General features: G+C 50.4%; 13 protein-coding genes. 3 read left to right on the top strand and 10 right to left on the bottom strand.

The annotated features are described in order from the left end of the window. Positions 1-55 precede the first annotated feature (55 nt). A complete protein-coding gene (locus ABC831_RS22900) occupies positions 56-1,039 on the top strand; it encodes a Gfo/Idh/MocA family protein (protein WP_343250389.1) in 984 nt (327 codons plus the stop codon). A 48-nt stretch (positions 1,040-1,087) separates the two neighbouring features. Here the strand turns inward: ABC831_RS22900 and ABC831_RS22895 are convergent, their stop codons facing one another. The 9 genes from ABC831_RS22895 to ABC831_RS22855 form a co-directional block, all read right to left on the bottom strand. Next, positions 1,088-1,984 (bottom strand): carbohydrate kinase family protein, encoded by an 897-nt coding sequence (locus tag ABC831_RS22895; RefSeq protein WP_343250388.1) that lies wholly within the window; start codon positions 1,982-1,984, stop codon positions 1,088-1,090. Then, complete coding sequence (locus ABC831_RS22890) at positions 1,981-3,366, bottom strand: family 4 glycosyl hydrolase (protein ID WP_343250387.1); 1,386 nt, start codon at positions 3,364-3,366, stop codon at positions 1,981-1,983. Before ABC831_RS22890 ends, ABC831_RS22895 begins: the two co-directional genes overlap by 4 nt. Positions 3,367-3,499: 133 nt before the next feature. Beyond that, complete coding sequence (locus ABC831_RS22885) at positions 3,500-4,489, bottom strand: LacI family DNA-binding transcriptional regulator (protein WP_343250386.1); 990 nt, start codon at positions 4,487-4,489, stop codon at positions 3,500-3,502. A 150-nt stretch (positions 4,490-4,639) separates the two neighbouring features. Beyond that, the gene (locus ABC831_RS22880) at positions 4,640-7,141 is read right to left on the bottom strand and encodes a hypothetical protein (RefSeq protein ID WP_343250385.1); all 2,502 of its coding nucleotides are present in this window, start codon (positions 7,139-7,141) and stop codon (positions 4,640-4,642) included. An 8-nt stretch (positions 7,142-7,149) separates the two neighbouring features. Then, positions 7,150-8,013 (bottom strand): ATP-binding cassette domain-containing protein, encoded by an 864-nt coding sequence (locus tag ABC831_RS22875; RefSeq protein WP_343250384.1) that lies wholly within the window; start codon positions 8,011-8,013, stop codon positions 7,150-7,152. 78 nt (positions 8,014-8,091) lie between these two features. Next, positions 8,092-9,477 (bottom strand): hypothetical protein, encoded by a 1,386-nt coding sequence (locus ABC831_RS22870; protein WP_343250383.1) that lies wholly within the window; start codon positions 9,475-9,477, stop codon positions 8,092-8,094. A gap of 202 nt (positions 9,478-9,679) precedes the next feature. Next, on the bottom strand, positions 9,680-10,432 hold the full coding sequence (locus ABC831_RS22865; protein WP_343250382.1) for a hypothetical protein: 753 nt from the start codon (positions 10,430-10,432) through the stop codon (positions 9,680-9,682). After that, complete coding sequence (locus ABC831_RS22860) at positions 10,422-11,888, bottom strand: HAMP domain-containing sensor histidine kinase (protein ID WP_343250381.1); 1,467 nt, start codon at positions 11,886-11,888, stop codon at positions 10,422-10,424. Before ABC831_RS22860 ends, ABC831_RS22865 begins: the two co-directional genes overlap by 11 nt. A gap of 18 nt (positions 11,889-11,906) precedes the next feature. After that, entirely contained in the window at positions 11,907-12,560 is a 654-nt protein-coding gene (locus ABC831_RS22855) for a response regulator transcription factor (protein ID WP_343250411.1), read from the bottom strand. A 203-nt stretch (positions 12,561-12,763) separates the two neighbouring features. On the opposite strand from ABC831_RS22855, the gene ABC831_RS22850 reads away from it, so the two are divergent. Together ABC831_RS22850 and ABC831_RS22845 are read left to right on the top strand one after the other, a co-directional pair. Continuing rightward, on the top strand, positions 12,764-13,549 hold the full coding sequence (locus ABC831_RS22850) for a PHP domain-containing protein (protein WP_425524618.1): 786 nt from the start codon (positions 12,764-12,766) through the stop codon (positions 13,547-13,549). 18 nt (positions 13,550-13,567) lie between these two features. Continuing rightward, a complete protein-coding gene (locus ABC831_RS22845) occupies positions 13,568-14,866 on the top strand; it encodes an L-cysteine desulfidase family protein (RefSeq protein ID WP_343250379.1) in 1,299 nt (432 codons plus the stop codon). A 48-nt stretch (positions 14,867-14,914) separates the two neighbouring features. Here ABC831_RS22845 and ABC831_RS22840 read toward each other — a convergent pair whose 3' ends face one another. Further along, positions 14,915-17,422, bottom strand: coding sequence for a transporter substrate-binding domain-containing diguanylate cyclase (locus ABC831_RS22840; protein WP_343250378.1), 2,508 nt, complete (start codon positions 17,420-17,422; stop codon positions 14,915-14,917). Positions 17,423-17,652: the final 230 nt, after the last annotated feature.

Below are 17,652 nucleotides of genomic sequence, written 5' to 3'. Positions count from 1 at the left end.
CATCCAATTGAAACACCTCCGCAGATATGATAAAGTTAACTACGGAGGTGTTCCTATGATACGTATCGCAATTATTGGTACCAATAAAATAACACGGCGTTTTCTGGAGGCCGTGCAAAAAACAGAACTTCTTAAGTTAACGGGTGTGTATTCCCGCACTATGGAAAAGGCGGTCGAATTCGGGACGGAATTCGGAGCGGTGAAATTCTATGACCGGCTGGAAAGCCTGGCTTCCGATCCCGATATCGACGCGGTCTACATCGCCAGCCCGAATTACTGCCACTGCACCCAGGCGGTTATGCTTATGCAGGCCGGCAAGCATGTACTGGTAGAAAAGCCGGCCGCATCCAATTTTACCGAATTTACCCGGATGGCGCAGGCCGCCCGGCAGAATCATGTAATTCTGCTGGAAGCCATGCGCTGTGTGATAGACCCGGCCTTCGATCTGCTGGCCGCACATTTGGATGACATCGGTCAGGTCCGCCAGGTGACTCTGCAGTACTGCCAGTATTCCTCCCGTTATGACAACTACAAAAACGGCGTCATTGAAAACGCATTCCGGCCGGAGCTCTCCAATGGATCTTTGATGGATATCGGTGTGTACTGCGTGCATCTGATGGCTAGGCTCTTCGGCATGCCGGACAAAATACAGGCAGATGCCGTATTTCTGCCGAATAAGATCGATGGAGCCGGGACGATCCTGGCCCATTATGACGGCTTTCAGGTACAGCTGGTCTATTCCAAAATATGCGACAGCTTCGTGCCCAGCCAGATCATGGGGGAAAAGGGAGCATTAACCTTCCGGGAGCTTCCCAACATCCACGATATCGACCTGATCTTAAGAAATGGGGAGCAGAAACGCCTCCCGCTTCAGAAGGATTCCAACAATATGCTGTATGAGGCCATCCGCTTTGCGGAAATGATAAACGGACAGGATTCGGCCGCCTGTGAGGAATGTCTCAGGGTTTCCGGCATGGAGATGCAGATTATGGACGAAGCCCGCAGGCAGATCGGTTTGGTTTTTCCGGCAGATCATTAAGAATAGGCATACCCGGTGAAATACCGGCCGCCATACCCCAAAGCCTTTTCATTTCCCTGCGATCCTGAGCAATTCCTCCCGATTTACATAACTGGACAGGCAGCCCACCGACCGGACGCAGGTCCCGCCGGTAATGTTCCCGAACAGGACGCAGTCATCCAGAGGATAGCCCTCGTACAGTCCGAACAGAAATCCGCTTAAAAATGCGTCACCTGCCCCTGTGGCATCCACCGGACGGACTCCGGGAAGCGGCGGTATGATCCTGGTTCCCGCCCGGTCCTTTATCATACAGCCATCTTCATCCAGTTTGATGATTACCTGTTCAAAGAAACAGCCCAACACCTCCGCGGCATCCTTAAGATTCCCTGTCCCGGTGATCTTAAGAGCCTCCTTCCGGTTCGGTGTGTAGAAATCAGCCGTCTCCAGATAAGGGCGGTAATTCTCAACGGACAATTCTTCCGACCACCCTGTATCCAGGACAAGCAGCGTTCCCTCACGCTTCAGCTTTTGATACGCATGCAGAAAATCCTCCTGCATCTCCACTACCCTGGCTCCCTTAAGCTCCTGGTATATTTTTTCCTCTATCTGCGGTGTGACCGTTTTCTTATTCCGGTATGACAGAAAGCTTCTGTCAGACTCCGTCACCATGGCAGCCGATACCGTGACCGGCATCTGATCCCCGGTATACAAATTCTCATAATCTATAGGGAAACGGTCCAGTTCTCTTCTTGCAAAATCAGAAAAGAAATCCCTGCCCAGAAAAGTCAGCAGTTTGACCGGAATACCCAGCCTGCCCATATTGATCAGCGTGGCCGCAACTCCTCCCCCGATCTGGGTGTCAAATTCCCTGGAATAAATCTCCTTTCCCTCCTCCGGCAGATGCTCCAGTCCGGTAAAAAGAAGGTCCACATTCAGATACCCTGCTCCCCCCGCAAATTTCATCATTTCCACCCCTCTGTATAATCATGGTTCGCTTCCAGATATTCCTTTACCAGGGTCCTGGCCAGGGAATAGGAATTTACCAGCGGATGTACACACAGACAATCCACTGCCCGGTCGATACTCTTCTGTCTGATCGCCTCCGAGGCCAGGCGCTCGTAACACTTCACCTGCCGGATTAATTCCATCTGCATGGTTCCCGGCTGTCTGACCGGATGCGGGATATATTCACCGTTCCGGATCGTACAGGTAACCTCTGCCACATCACTGTCCCGAAGGCCCGGAATCGCCCCTTTGTTCGGCACACACAGAATCATCTGTGCCTCATGCCCTGTGATCTCCGATTCAATATAAGTCAGAGCCACTCCCGCGTATCCCCCATTGTCGGGCGCGTACAGATCGAAATGGAAGGGTTTGGTATTCGCCGCTGTTCCGGTTTCGTTTGCCATGTAAGCCGTCTCCCTTTTTCCGTGCCATTGATCAAACACGCGCAGGCAGGCATCAAAGTCATGCTCGATATCCATACCGGACAGTTCCTCCGTCATCCGGCGGTTCACGTCCCGGATCATCTCCCCTCTGGTGACCCCGGCTTTCAGGATGTGTTCCACGGCCTCCTGCCGATAATAATAGTAATACAGATATTCATTCAGGACACAGCCAAAATGTCTCGCAAGCTCTTTGTCAAAAAAGCGCATCTGTGTCGACTGGTAGATCTCATCCCTGGAGAGCAGACCGGGCATTACTTCCCGTCCCTGCACCTGAATGCTTGGGAAAAAGGACAGATGATTCAATCCGTAGCAGTCTCCGGTCACCTCTTCCGGCTTTACCCCGTACACATCCGCCAGAGAACGCAGTAATTCACTGGGGGCGTCACAGATGCCAAATGTAAAATCATATCCCATATCCCGAAGTGTCTGTGACACCACGCCGGCCGGATTCGTAAAATTAAAGATTTTCACCCCGGGGGACGCGTATTCCCTCGCCAATGCACAGTATTTCTCCAGGGCCGGTATGGAGCGCATGGCAAAGGAGAAGCCCGCCGCTCCCGTGGTTTCCTGCCCCAGTATGCCGTGGGCCAGCGCGATCCGTTCATCCTGGATGCGCATCTCATCCTGACCCGCCCGAATGGTGGTAATCAGGTAATCCGCATCCCGGACCGCTTCCACCGGATCGGTTGTCAGTGTAAATTCCACTTCCGGATCAAGCCGTCTGGCTACCTCCCGGGCCATTTTCCCATAGATATTTAACTTTTGTTCGTCATTATCCATAAAAACGATCCGGCCAAAACCCAATCTGCCGGCACAGGACACCAGGCTCTTTGCCAAAAACATGGAGCGGACTCCTCCTCCGCCTACAACTGTAAGTTTTCTGTTCGCCATTTCTCTCATCTTTTCCTCCATTCGCGCATGAACTGCGCCATTTTTTTTATAGGAAAGTGCTCCTATGAAATTAAAAACGCTCTGCGGGATCGCACTGCGGCGGAAAGGAAGAGGCCGTTTACATGCGATCCATGTAAAATTATCAGCGAGGCTTTCTGGTAATGCAGGTTCCTCCTTCCAGAATGGAATAAGGAAGCACGATTTCCATATTCGGGAATTTTTCTTCCGGATTCTGAAAGGCATCCAGGATTTTTGTCACAAACTGTCCAATGGGCTGCCACACTGTGGTCAATCTGGGGATCACTCGCTGTGAGATACTGATTCCGTCAAATCCTATAACGGAGATATCCTCCGGCACCTGGCATCCGTGGTCCGCCAGAGCCGCGATGGCACCCAGGGCCATCTCATCGCTGAACGCGAAGACCGCCGTAAAGTCCGGCCCTTTCTCTATTCTCATACTGGTCAGCCGATACCCATTCTCATAAGTCGGGCTGCCGTATTCCACCCAGGAGTCGTCAAATACGGCCCCATATTCCTCCAGAGCCCTTCTGCAGCCCATCAGCCTCTGATAACCAGATCCGATGCTCTGGGAACGATGGGCAAGGAATAAAATCTGTTCATGCCCACGCTCCAGAAGATATCGGGTTACATCATATCCGGCGGAAAGGTCGTTGATCCGGATCATCTCACAGCGGCTGTCCGAGGTGGCTCCTCCCAGCATAACGCTTTTGATATTCTTGGCACCGATATAATTTAAAACGGCCTGATCCACTTCCTCATCCAGATAGATCACACCCGTTATAAACACTTCTTTGAAAAGCAGCTTATAGCTCTCATCTCCCGGAAACGTTGGGATAATCATCACCCGGTACTGATATCTGGGGATCTGCTCTATCAACTCTTTTAATACTTCAGTGAAATAACCCTGCTGGAGATTCGGGAGCAGGACGGCGATAACCCCCTTGTCCTTCTGCCGTTTTCCGGAGCCTGGTGTATAATCCAGTATTTTCATAGCCCGCTCGATTTTTTCTGCCTTCTCGTCACTGACGATACTGTTCCCTGAAATATATCGTGAAACAGTTGCCGGAGATACCCCGGCCTGTTTCGCAATCTCACGTATTGTTGCCGACAAGCTTTCCACCCCGTTTCTGTCTGGTTATTCATTATATATTTGAAAGCAGTCAAATTTCTTTATATATTCGGCCATTTTCCACTTCCTTGTGTTCTTGTTACTATCATAATATTATAAGATTTCCGCGTCAATATTGTTTCATTTGTTTCATTATTGTTTCACATTTTTCACAAGGTAAAAAAATTTCACTTCTTTCCCAATCAGACACAAAGAGCCGATTCCCATAGCGATCACCAGTCCGCCCGCTGCACATGCCCTCCAGTCCGATCCACTTCCCGGAAGCAACAGATCCATGGCCGCCACCGGCAGCGACAGCGACAGATAGCGAAATGGCTCGATTCCTATATAGTGATAGAGCAGGGACGGCAGCAGCATCCCAACGCCCGCCAGGTATGCCGTTTCCATCCGTTTCATCCGGGAGGATACCCACAAAACCAGAAAGCCGCTGCAGACCAGCATGATCCACCGGTACCCATAGAGCAGGATCAGGAAAGTCCCGATACTGCATGGAACCGGAAACTCTGACAGCATCTTAAGGCTCTGTACCGGTGCTCCCAGACTCCCAATCCGGCAGGCACGCATCATGGTATACACCTCCCGGCCATAGATCAGTACCCATACAGCAGCAGCTATCAGCACGGCTGCCGACATTTTGGTAACCATCCATTTTCCTCTGCCGTTCAGTCCTGCGCGTGCCACACGGTTCATCCCGGATCTGGTCTCATAAGTAAAACAGCCGGCCAGCAGCAGACTGACTGTCAGAAGTCCCACAAGGGCAGCCCGTTGTCTGAGATACCCTGCCGCTTCCCCGTAGATTCCCTCATAGACCGATTCATCCAGCAGCCAAAGCGCTGTTCCTCTTTCTTCTGACAGGTACTCTAATTCGTTCACACGGTTCTGCACGCTCTGCAGCGCCTGCCGCTTTATACCCGCCGCATCGTTTTCCCGGATACAGGCATCCAGCTGTGTATAATCTATCTTACCGTCATCATATTCCCGCTGTGCTTGTTCGAGGGCATCTTCCGCCTTGCCGATCTCCTTTTGGACCATAGCTATCTGTGCCTGGGTCTCCCCATTCAGTTCGCCTTCCCATTGCTCCAGATATTCCCGGGCCAGCTGCATGGGCAGAGTAACAGCCTGGGCCGGAACGGTAAAAGTAAGCCCTGAAACAGCATACACAAACACGGCAGCGATTACGATTCCCCGCTGAAGGAACAGAATCTTATAGAGTTCCATGCCAAACAATCCCAGGCGCCGCAGCATCCGGTCCTTTACCGAGTTCCACAGCCAGGCGAGCCGTACCAGCCTGCTTTTTCCTCCGGCCGGCTTCTGAATACACGAAAGGACGGCGCACCATACCCCGCATACCAGTCCCAAAGGCAGCAGCGCGGCCTGGGAAATATGGCGGATGCCCGCGGGATATCCGAACAGATCCACGTTCAGATAGTTGGTATACAGTTCCGACAGATGAATATAGGTGAAAATATTAAAGTATTTAAAAATTCGGAACAGACTTTGAACCGGCAGGAACCGGTACAGCACATATTCGGTCCCAAGGAAAAACGCCAGGACAGCAATGGTAAGTTTTACATCATGGACAGCGCTGAGCAGCAGCCACAAAAGCAGCGACAGAACAAAGGCGCTCAGAACACGCATCATAAAAAACTGTACCAGGAATCCGCCCAGAGTACAAGCCTGCGGCAGCCTCCCCAAAAGCTCCACCGACTGTGCCGCCCGGTCAAGCCCGATCTCTCCCCCATAGACAGCTATTCCCACGTACAGATCCGAGCCGTACAGCAGAACAGACGCACCGGCCGATACCCAAAACAATATGCCGGCTCTGGCAGCTGCCAGCCCGAACCGCCCTGACGGAGCAGCGTGCACGACACACCACAGCCCCTTCTCCCTCTCCTCCAGAAAACTTAAACAGACCAGGATCAGGGTAAGCAAAAGAAGATAGTCCGTCAAAGGAAAATCAAGAAGCGCATTCACCGCGCCGTCCGAGCCCAGGCGCAGCTGTACTCCCGCAAGTTTCTCAAAATCCCCGGCCGTACGGATAATATTTCTCCCCGAAAACCCATCCGCATCATTAAAAACAGAAAATGCCAGCAGCTTGTCCTTATTTTCCCTGATTCCATCCAGATAAGCTTCATAACCGTTCAGATAGGACAGCTGGGATACCAGCGCATCCACGGCTACGGTCAGCGATTTTATATCCTCCCTCGTCCATATACCCTGCTCAAATTTTTTGATATAGGGCGCGTACTTCAATCGGTATTTCTCATATTGATCCGCGTAGTAATACTGGTTCTTATTCTGGACAATAATGTATAGCTCCGTCAAAAGCCCTAAATCTTCTGTCATCTGCTTAAGCTCTGCCTGGGCCGTCAAGGTATCCGTATCCCGGTATTTCTGCAGCAGACTCCGGTAGATCCGAAGGCACCTGGCCGGGTCCGCGTCCATGGTCCGGTCAATGATTTCTCCGTTTATCCCAAAAGACAGATCCGCGGAATTGGAAAAATTAGCACTCAGGTTCATTCCGTAGTTTCCATCCTTCTGCGCCTGCCAGAAGAAGAACAGATTCAAAAGCAGAAGCATGCCGAATCCCAGCCAGAGGCGGCGGTTTGTAAAAACGCGCAGGTACTCTCCCATCCCACCACCTACTCTCCCAGGAAATACAGGTACACATCTTCCAGGCTCAGATGATCCGTGGCAATACAGCCTTCTCCGGGCAGCTTGTCACCCACCAGCCGGACCCAGGTTTTTCCGTCTCTTTGGAATACATTTCCCACCCTGTATTTCTTCTGTATCCCCAAAAGCGCTTCCGGCTCACAGGGCATTTCCTTTACCTTATCCGCCACCTGCTCCATCAGCTCCGCAAAAGTACCCGTCCCGATCAGCTTCCCCTTTTTCATCATAATAATCCGGTCCGAGATGGATTCAATATCGCTTACGATATGAGTAGCCAGAAGAATAATCCGGTCCCGGGAGAGGGAAGAGATAAAATTCCGGATACGGATCCGCTCCTTGGGGTCCAGCCCCGCAGTCGGTTCATCCAGGATCAATATCCGCGGATTCCCCAGCATTGCCTGCGCTAACAGCACTCGCTGTCTCATACCGCCGGAATAACCGCCCAGCCTTTTATGGCGTTCTCGGTTCAGACCGGTAACCTGAAGCAGCTGATCTATCTCAGCCGCAGCCTGCTTTCTTTTCAACCCTTTTAGCCGCGCCATATAAAATAGAAACGTATCCGCCGTCATCTGCTCGTAGAATCCCTGCTGCTGCGGCATATATCCCAATATCTTCCGGTAGTCCCGGCCAAGTTTCAGAATGTCTTTCCCATCCAGCAGGATCTCACCGCCGTCGCGTTTCAGATTGTCCGTCAGCAGGTTCATCATGGTGCTTTTCCCTGCGCCGTTGGAGCCGAGAATTCCGTAGATGCCGGGGCCAAAGGTCACCGTAAGCCCGTTCAGTGCCCACTGATTACCATATCGTTTCTTCAGATTCCTGATTTCCAGCTGCATTTTTCCTCCCTGTGCGCTTGCCTGCGCACATGTTCATGCACGTAAATTATGGGGAAACAGTTCCATTCCGTTCCTGTCTTATTCAAAAGACAGCGGCTTGAATTCTCCTGTGCCGGACCGGATCTCCGATTTCATCAGATAATAATACGTATAGCCCAGCCCGAATCCATCCTGCGTCATACTCTTTAAATTTTCTGTACACAGGAAAACCATGTCTGCGTCACTTCCTATGATACGTCCGACCCCGCTTCCTTCCTCCTGCCCTTGCCCAAGACTTGCATATTCCCTGTAACCATATTCACCCAGATACTCTCCTTTCAGCGAATAGACATAGATCGTATCCGTCTCCCTGTTGTTGATATAAGCCAATTCTCCGTCAAATTCCGCTGTACCGGTATATTTGGGATCAGCAAGTGCGGCAATTTGTTGCGTCTCTTTGGTGGAAATATTGTATTGGTACAAGCCGTTTCCGGATAGATAATAGTACAAAATCCCCTGGTCTATATACCAGCCGTTGACCGAGACATCACTGGTGTCCCATTTCCCCGTTTCCGCGGATTCGGGTACCATCCAGATCTGAGTTAACGCTTCGGTCCCGGGATCGTATTCATAAAGTACTTCCCGGAATTGCTCCGATTTGGGATTCCCGAAACAATAAAATTTGTCCTGATCCGCCCACAAATACCACAGTTCCAGGGAATCGGCCACAGCTTCATAGTCAAGCCCCAGATCATTGGTTTTGACCGCTTTGGCATCCTCCAGGTTTCCGCCTAACGGCACGCAAAGTATATTTTCCCGATCAGACAGGAACAGGACCTGCCCTTTATGGATGACAAATTGAGTCGGATTGGAATAAAATCCTTCATTTTCCGCCCTCAGGGTCAGAACTTTTGTTTTCTGGGTACCATCGGCATTCATGGCATAGAGGTTCCACACCCCTTCATCCACCCCCGGTATCCCCTGCTCCTGCCCGGCGGCATAATACAGCTTTCCGTCATAGTAGGTGATATGGCTTATGTTCCCCAGATATGCGTTGCAGTTCTGGTCCTGGTGCAGACATTCCGGTTTCCCGCACAGTATCGTGGACTGCATGGTTTCTTTATCCACAAAATACAGGTAACTGTTTCCCATGAAATAATATCCCTTTTCGGAAGCACAGCCACGGTTAAACGTATCATCCTGGGACATATGGAAGGCCTTTTGGAATTCCTCATAGGATACTTTTGTCTCCGGTTTTGCCGAGCTGGTGGCTGGCGTATCGGATGTAAACTCTTCTTCCCGGCTGCTGTTTCCCGGTTTGTCCCTAAGCTCCTTCCCGCAGCCGGCCGCGGCCAGGATCAGGCAGAGCGCTATGACTGCCGACATTCTTAATATGATATCCGATCTTTTATCTGCCGATATTTTTGTTATTTTACTCTTGTCAAATTTATTCCTTTCTATTTCATGTCTGACTTTTTTACACATCTGTGCTTACCTCCTTTTAAAATTTTCTCCGCATTCTGAGTTTTCTTCAAGCTATGAAGTTCTGTCATACTATGAATTCTCTTCATGCTAACAGAGGTTTGCATCATTTTCCCATCATGGATGTCTTCTTTTCCGCCGCTGTGTGATCCCCGAAGCATTTTTATTACACAGGATCGCGTTCCCATGAAATAAAAAACGGCGGTCAGTCCGTAAGTCCCTGCAGATCACTCACATCGTGACCAAGATAAAAGCCGTATTCTGTCTCCGCTGCATAATACATCACAGCGGACCCGCCCTGCATAAATGGATACTGATAGTCTTTCTCCATGGTATCCCCGGCTGGCAGTAAATCTGTTAATATAGTCATCAGAGCAGTCATCCTTGCGTTTTCACCAATATCCACTCCCAGATAATCGGCAAAGGCCAGTACTTTTTCATCCGTGAGCGTCTCCTTTTCCCCAGTAAAATCTGCCGTATACAGATAGAGAATCCTGCCTGTCTCGTCGTCAATCCCGCACTTGAGATAAGCGGTATCCGAGGAAAGGACAACGGTCCACAGAATCATCGCCCGGCTGTCATCATACGAGCTCATCACCAGGGCAGCGCTGCTCGTCCGCTGCTCCCACTGTGTTCCGGCGGGATCGAATGTCAGCACACCTCTTTGGAAAAGCTCCTTTAGTTCAGCAGAGCACTGAAGGATAATGCTGTCTCCGGAATATTGGTTTCCTGTCGATACGTCTGCGATTTTCTCACTGGAGAGCAGTTTTAATTTGTCCAGTATGGTCAGAACCGTCAAATCTTCCTCCGTGTCATCGATGGGATTTTCCAGAAGATGGGGTTTGCCCAGGATCTGGTTGTCCCTGTACAGCTGAAGCCGGTACGGAGCAAAGATACTCAGGGTGATCAGTCCAAGTGTAATCACGGTAACTGCCGTATTTTTCCATCTACTCTTCATCCGTCCCACCTCCGATGCTTACGGTCACATCTGTCCCCCGCCCGGCATCACTGCAAAAAGACATTGTTCCATGATGGACTTCCACGATCAGGCTGCAGATCGCAAGGCCCAGACCGGCTCCCCCGCTGGCCCTGTCCCTGGCTTTGTCCACCCGGTAAAATGCCTCTGTGATCCTGCTTAATTCCTCCGGACCCATCCCTTTCCCGTTATCCGATATTGTAATCTGATACCGGCCATGATCCGAACGTCCCGCCAGCCGTACTACCCTGTCTTTACCGCCTGCCTCCCCTGCGCGCCCGTCATCCGAAGGGGTTGTCCCGGCTTCCCCGAATGCCTGCCGGGCGTTTTCCAAAAGATTCAATATCAGGGTCCGGAAAAGCACCGCATCGATACGAATAGGAGAGTCCTCAAGTTCAGTCAGCAGACAGATATTCTGCCGTTCAAAGGACGGACGAACAAACGAAGTTGCCTCCTCCAAGAACATTTTCGCACGGACAGGCTCTACGGACAGCTCTCTATTTTTCAAAACCATCAGATCCAGCAATTTAAACGAAAGCGACTCTAACCGCTTACTCTCCCGAAATATCGTGTCCGCGGCCTGGAGTCTTATTTCCTGCGGTAATTCCCTGGAGCGCAGCATATCCGCGTACCCCATGATGGAAGTCAGGGGAGTCTTTACCTCATGGGCAAAGCTTCCTGAGAATTCCTCCTGCCGGCGCAGCGCTTCCTTGAGCTGATCCATCTTCTGTTCCAACGCATCCGCCATCCGGTTAAAATCCTCAGCCAGCATCCCCACTTCGTCCTGGCCCTTCCCGCACGCCCTGACCCCATAATCGCCCATGGCCATCCTCCTGGCGGCCCGGGATAAGCTTCGAACCGGCTTCGTCAGCCACTTTGAGAGCAGAAGCACCAGCACTCCCGTAACGCAGGTCATCCCCAGTGTCAGCCGTATAAACATCCCATACTGGGCATCTCTCGTCTCAAACACCCCGGTGATATCCCGCACCGTCTCCAGGGAATAAACCTCACTTCCCAATTTCCAATGGCTGATAAAATGAATCCGGTAAGCGCCGTCCTCACATAAAATCACATATCCGGACTGCTGCCCGGATACATTCTTAAAAGCCGGCCCGAAAGCATCAAACGCAGCAGTCTCATACACAGATCCGCCTTCCTCATCCGCGACCAATACAGGAAGCTGTTCCCGGTTTTTGTCCAGGACAGAAGACAGCACACGTTCGGCCACTCCATGGATATCATGATAATCCTCCTGCGGCAGAAGCCGGGAAGCTGTACGCAGCGCACCGTTCAGCATAACATTCTGACTTTCCGCGAACTGGATCTCCCTGTCCAGGAACTGCTGCAGCCAGGACGACATCAGAATCATACCGCCGGTGGAAAATGTACAGCAGACAATCAATATAGTTGTCAGGAATATTTTCCATGAGAACTTCATCCCAGGCCTCCGATCTTCTTATATATCCAGCCGGTATCCCACCTTGTATACTGCGGCGATTTTCTCTTCCCATCCAATTTTCTTTCTGAGTCTTTGCACATGCAGATCCACTGTGCGGCTGTCCCCCAGATAGCTTCCGCCCCATACCCGTTCATAGATCGTTTCCCGGTACAGAGCGGTTCCCGGATTCTGAAGGAACAGCAGCAGGATACTATACTCCTTCATTGTCAGATCGATACAGCTGCCCGACTTTTTTACGGTATGCGCAGTCATATCCAGTTCGATATCGTACAGCCGGTAAATCTGTCCGATCTTCCGATACCTGCGCAGCACGGTTTCCACCCGGGCCAGCAGCTCGACGATCTCAAAGGGCTTCGTCAGATAGTCCTGTGCGCCCAGCTTCAGCCCCGCCACTCTGTCCTTAACCTCCGATTTCGCCGTGAGAAAGATCACCGGAACATCCAGAAACCGGATATAATTCATCAGTTCAAACCCATCTATTTTCGGCAGCATAATATCCAGTAAAATCAGGTCATAAGCCAAACGGTCAATCTTACCGATCGCTTCCTCCCCATCCAGCGCGTAATCGCACTCATATCCAGACATTTCCAGATTCAATCGAATCAAATCAACTATCGCTCTCTCATCATCCACAACCAGAATACGATTCAATCCCATCCCCCCTCTTCCTCTAAAAATATTCCTCAATTATACATCTGAATTGCATCATTTTTGCATCCATAAAAACCAAGACCGCATCGATATCTGTAAATAGATGTAAAACCAGCAGATTTCCCCCTTCCCGAACCCAGGATTTATAGTATAATGGAATCAGTAAACAAGTTAAATAGTCGTAAGAATAGTAGGTGATCCACTTGAAATTTGATATGCACTGTCATGTAAAAGAGGGGTCCATCGATGCCAAAGTATCACTGGAAGAATACATTGACCGTTTAATGGAAAAGGGATTCCAGGGGATGCTGGTGACGGATCACGATACCTATGACGGGTACCGGAAATGGAAGTATGAGTTGAAAAATGATGACCGCTATAAAGATTTTGTGGTTATTAAGGGGATCGAGTATGATACCCGGGACGCCGGGCACATGCTCATCATTATGCCGGATCATCTGAAACTGAGGGTACTGGAAGTCCGGGGACTGCCCATCCAGACACTGATCGATGTCATTCACAAAAGCGGCGGTATTATCGGCCCCGCCCATCCCTGCGGAGAACGTTTCTTAAGTATGATGAGTACCGGACGCTTTCGGAAAAATGATCATCTGGTGGAAAAGTTCGATTTCATCGAGACTTTTAATTCCTGCGAAAGCGACGAGTCCAACCGCAGGGCCAGATCACTGGCCGAGAAGTATCATAAGCCTCAGTTCGGAGGCAGCGATGCGCATAAGCTGGACTGTGCGGGCCTGGCTTATACCAGGATCGATGCCGACATCCGCTCTGCCAATGATCTGATCCACGCCGTACAGGAGCACAAGGTCGTCTCCTGCGGCGGTACCTATTACAAATTTACCACCAAACAAAAACTGGGGAAACTGAATAATATCCCGGTGGCCGCCTTTTATTTCTATAATAAGAGCGCCAGTCTGATTAAAACAAACAAGAGAAACAAGAAGCTGATCGAGCATCTGCTTTTACGATGAGAAAGGAACGGGAAACCTATGGACAAAAGAGATAAACGCTACGACGCTTATCTTCGGATACTGGAAAAAGAACTGATTCCGGCAATGGGGTGTACGGAGCCCATTGCCATCGCATACTGCGGGGCTGTTGCCCGCGATACCCTGGGCAGCTGGCCCGACCGGGTAGAGATCTATGTCAGCGGGAACATTATCAAAAATGTAAAGAGCGTTATCGTCCCGAACACGGGGAATAAGAAGGGGCTGGAAGCCGCAGCAGCAGCCGGTATCGTAGCCGGTGACGCCTCCCGGAAACTGGAGGTGATCGCGCAGGTCAGCGCGGATCAGATCGAACAGATGACCCGGTTTTTGGCTGATATCCCCATACAGGTTCTGTATGCGGACACCGAATGCCCGCTGGATATCGAAGTCATCCTGTATCGCGGGCAGGACTATGCCCGGGTACATATCATGCAGGAGCACACCAACATCGTACTGATTGAAAAGAACGGGGAGGTCCTTGTAAAATCAGAACTTAAGAACAAGCCCGGGGTGCAGGGAGCCACGGAAACGAGCGGCCAGGATGACTACTCGCTGCTCTGCATGGAGGGCATCTATGACTTCGCACAGACCGTTTGTATCGCCGATGTGCAGCGGCTTCTGGATCAGCAGATTGAATACAATTCTGCCATCTCCCGGGAAGGGCTGTCACAGGACTATGGCGCGAATATCGGCAGTGTACTTCTGAAGGCCTATGGCAATGACATCCGGACACGGGCCAAGGCAGCGGCAGCAGCCGGTTCCGACGCCAGGATGGACGGCTGTGAGCTCCCGGTAGTGATTAATTCCGGCAGCGGCAATCAGGGCATGACCGTTTCCCTGCCCGTTATTGAGTACGCAAAAGAAACAGGCGCCGGTCAGGAAGCCCTGTACCGCGCCCTTGTTCTCTCGAATCTGGCTGCCATACACCAAAAATTTTATATCGGCCGTCTCTCCGCCTACTGCGGAGCAGTCAGCGCCGGAGCTGCGGCCGGAGCCGGTATTACCTATCTCCTGGGCGGCGACTACTCCCACATCTGCCATACCATCGTCAATGCGCTGGCCATCACTTCCGGTATCGTATGCGATGGGGCCAAGCCATCCTGTGCGGCCAAAATCGCAGCGTCCGTGGATGCCGGTATCCTGGGATACGAAATGTACTTAAACGGACAGCAATTCTACGGCGGGGACGGAGTTCTGGCAAAAGGGATCGAAAACACGCTCCATAATATCGGGCGGCTCGGCAAAGACGGTATGAAAGATACGGATAAAGAGATCATCCGCATTATGTCCGACTGTTGATATACCTGCCAGGGTTCGGCGGCGAAATGCCGTCGGACCGCTGGCTTCTTATGACTTGGCTTCTTTTGTCCGGTCCGCCGGTATCCGCTGCGCCACCTTGAATCCATTTCTTCCGTCTTTCTTCGCCTCATACAATTCTTTATCGGTAATCTGATACAAATCTTCGTACTGATCCCCGTCACAGGACATTGCCGCTCCAACGCTGATCGTAATCATGATCACGTTTTCCACCAGAAGCTCCCGGGCTTTCGAACAGATTTCACTGCATTTATCTTGCAGACCTTTGATATCTTTCACTTTCCTCATATAGACCACGAATTCATCCCCGCCCGGCCGGCCTACGATATCATCCGCCCGGAAACTGGAGCGCAGCAGCTGCGCGACACATCGCAGCACCTCATCGCCGCTCATATGGCCGTAATTGTCATTCACCGACTTAAAATGATCCACATCGATAATCATCAATGCGCCATGCTCATCTTTCAGTTTATGAAGATCCTCTATGATCAGATTCCGGATCGTTTCGGCATTATACAGATGTGTCAGGCTGTCCAGCCGGGCTTTTGTAAGAAGTTCATCTCTCTCCTGCATCTCCTCATCGATCAGATTGATCTTACCCAGGACGTAAATCAGGGCATCGTCATCATAAACTTTTTCGATGGCAAACTTAAGCCAATGACGAAGACCGTCATTACATACCAGATTCGCCTCCACGATTCCATCATTATGCATTATAAGGTCCACGAATCCTTGTTTCTGTTCTCTAATCTCCTCCGGATCCGATTCTTTTTTCAAATTATAATCTATCATTTCCGGCTCCGAATTTTTCCCTGGCCGCGGCCGCGATACCAAAAGCTTTCCGGTCTGGTGGTTATATTCAAAAATATAATCGTTTACCAGCGCATAGAGCCTGAAGTGCTTTTTAAGTTCCAGTGCCGTCTTTTTACTCATGCGTGCGCGCTGCCTCAGGAAATAGGACAGCACTGCGATCACAGCCAGGAACCCCGCCACAAGGACAAGGATGGCTTCCACCGGATTCATCCGGATCATATCGCCAATCGTGTAGGTTTGTTTGTTCATACTGTTCTGATTTATGATCCCCTGCATGTCCACATCAGGGATCGTCGCGATCACTTTATTCAGTATGGATAATAGTTCCATAGACCCTGGTTTTACCACTCCGAAGCAGATCTTCCTGGCCTCATAAGTCTGGGGGACCATTTTCAGATCACGGAATTCCGGCATATTGATATAGAATTGCGCGGTATAGGCATCCACATAAGTATAGTCCGCCTCCCCTTTTTCCACAGCCCGTATACAATCACTGAGGGTATCATACCGGCATATATTTCCCAGATACTCTCCCTTATAACTGCCTGCATTAGTCAGCGCCAGATTTTTTCCCTTAATCGACGCTTCCGTGGAATCTTCCTTCATCAGGATCAGGTACTGCGCTTCTACATACGGCCGGGACATGGAAAGCCGTCTTTCCCTGGCCAGATCATAATTATAAGGCATCCCTGCCACCAGCTTAATCTCATCCTGGCTCATTTGCTGATAAATCAGATCCGGCGTATCCACGCTGACCAGCTCAAACTGAAGTCCTGTCGTCTTACTTACATAATCCAGTAAATCCACCGAGATCCCGGAAAGCTTCCCCTGTTCCTCATTCCAATACTGATAAGGCGGTTGTTCTTTCAGAACAGCCACTTTCATGATACCGGCTTCCTTTATATATTCCCGCTCCGCTTTTGTCAGATATAGTTTATTGTCTGTCGACATAAAATATTTTTCGTTCAGAGAGGTTGTAAAATAAGGATTTGACTGTTCTATGCTCATGATGGCCTTGTTCAAGTCTTCCAGCAGCCCCGTATTCTTATCCTTTGTGGTAACGAAAAAAAATGGCTTGGAGGCAAACCGGGCAATGGTGCGCACCCCTTCCACATAATTCAAACTATTATTCAGCATCATATCGGCGCGTCCCGACAGCAGCGCTTCCTTTTGTTCCTCTACAGAAGTACAGTTCACATACTCCGGCGTGAGCAGATTCATTGCACAGTACTCTTCCAGTTCTTTCACACTTCTGCTGCTCTGGCTGAGTACCGCGATTCGAAAACTCTGCTGCACCTGAGAATTGATCGTGAAATCCGGAATATTCTCATAGAGTACCTGAAGCACGGTATCCACCGTACCATAATCGTGGCTCGCATAATCGAACTGTTCTCTTAGCGCAGGATCATAGAGCATCCCGCCCATCAGATCCACTTCCCCATCCTGGACCATCTGCATAAGCGTCGTGAGGCTCTCATTCACGTCGCCTGGCACCTGCACGAATTCATAATCCCATCCGGTATACTGAGCGATTTCTTCCAGATACTCATATGTATAACCGCTGTAGTTTCCATATTCATCCAGGTCGGTAAGGCCCTTCTGAATCGGGAATGCCACCCGGACTGTTTTTTCTTTTTCAGGAGCGGCGTCTGCGCTTACCGGCCACAGGATTAAGCCGGTTAAGGCCGCCAAAATAAAGCACAGACCTCTTAGCATCTTTTTCATTTATCTCTACCTATCTATCAGGACTACATTATTATGTCGCTATACGAATCATTATACAAGCATTTACTGAGGGGAGCAAGGAGATTTCGATGAACCGCGTTTCTTACAAAGTGAAAAAGTGTCTTCGACACTTCAACCCCCTAGCCCCCATTCATGGGGGAATTAGGGGTTTCTTTTTGTGTCGGTTTCCTGCATAATAGTCTTATGAGTATATTACAAGATATTTTTAA

It is taken from the genome of Diplocloster hominis (assembly GCF_032380655.1).
Classification (GTDB): Bacteria; Bacillota; Clostridia; order Lachnospirales; family Lachnospiraceae; genus Diplocloster; species Diplocloster hominis.
This window is presented reverse-complemented; position numbering and strand designations above follow the sequence as displayed.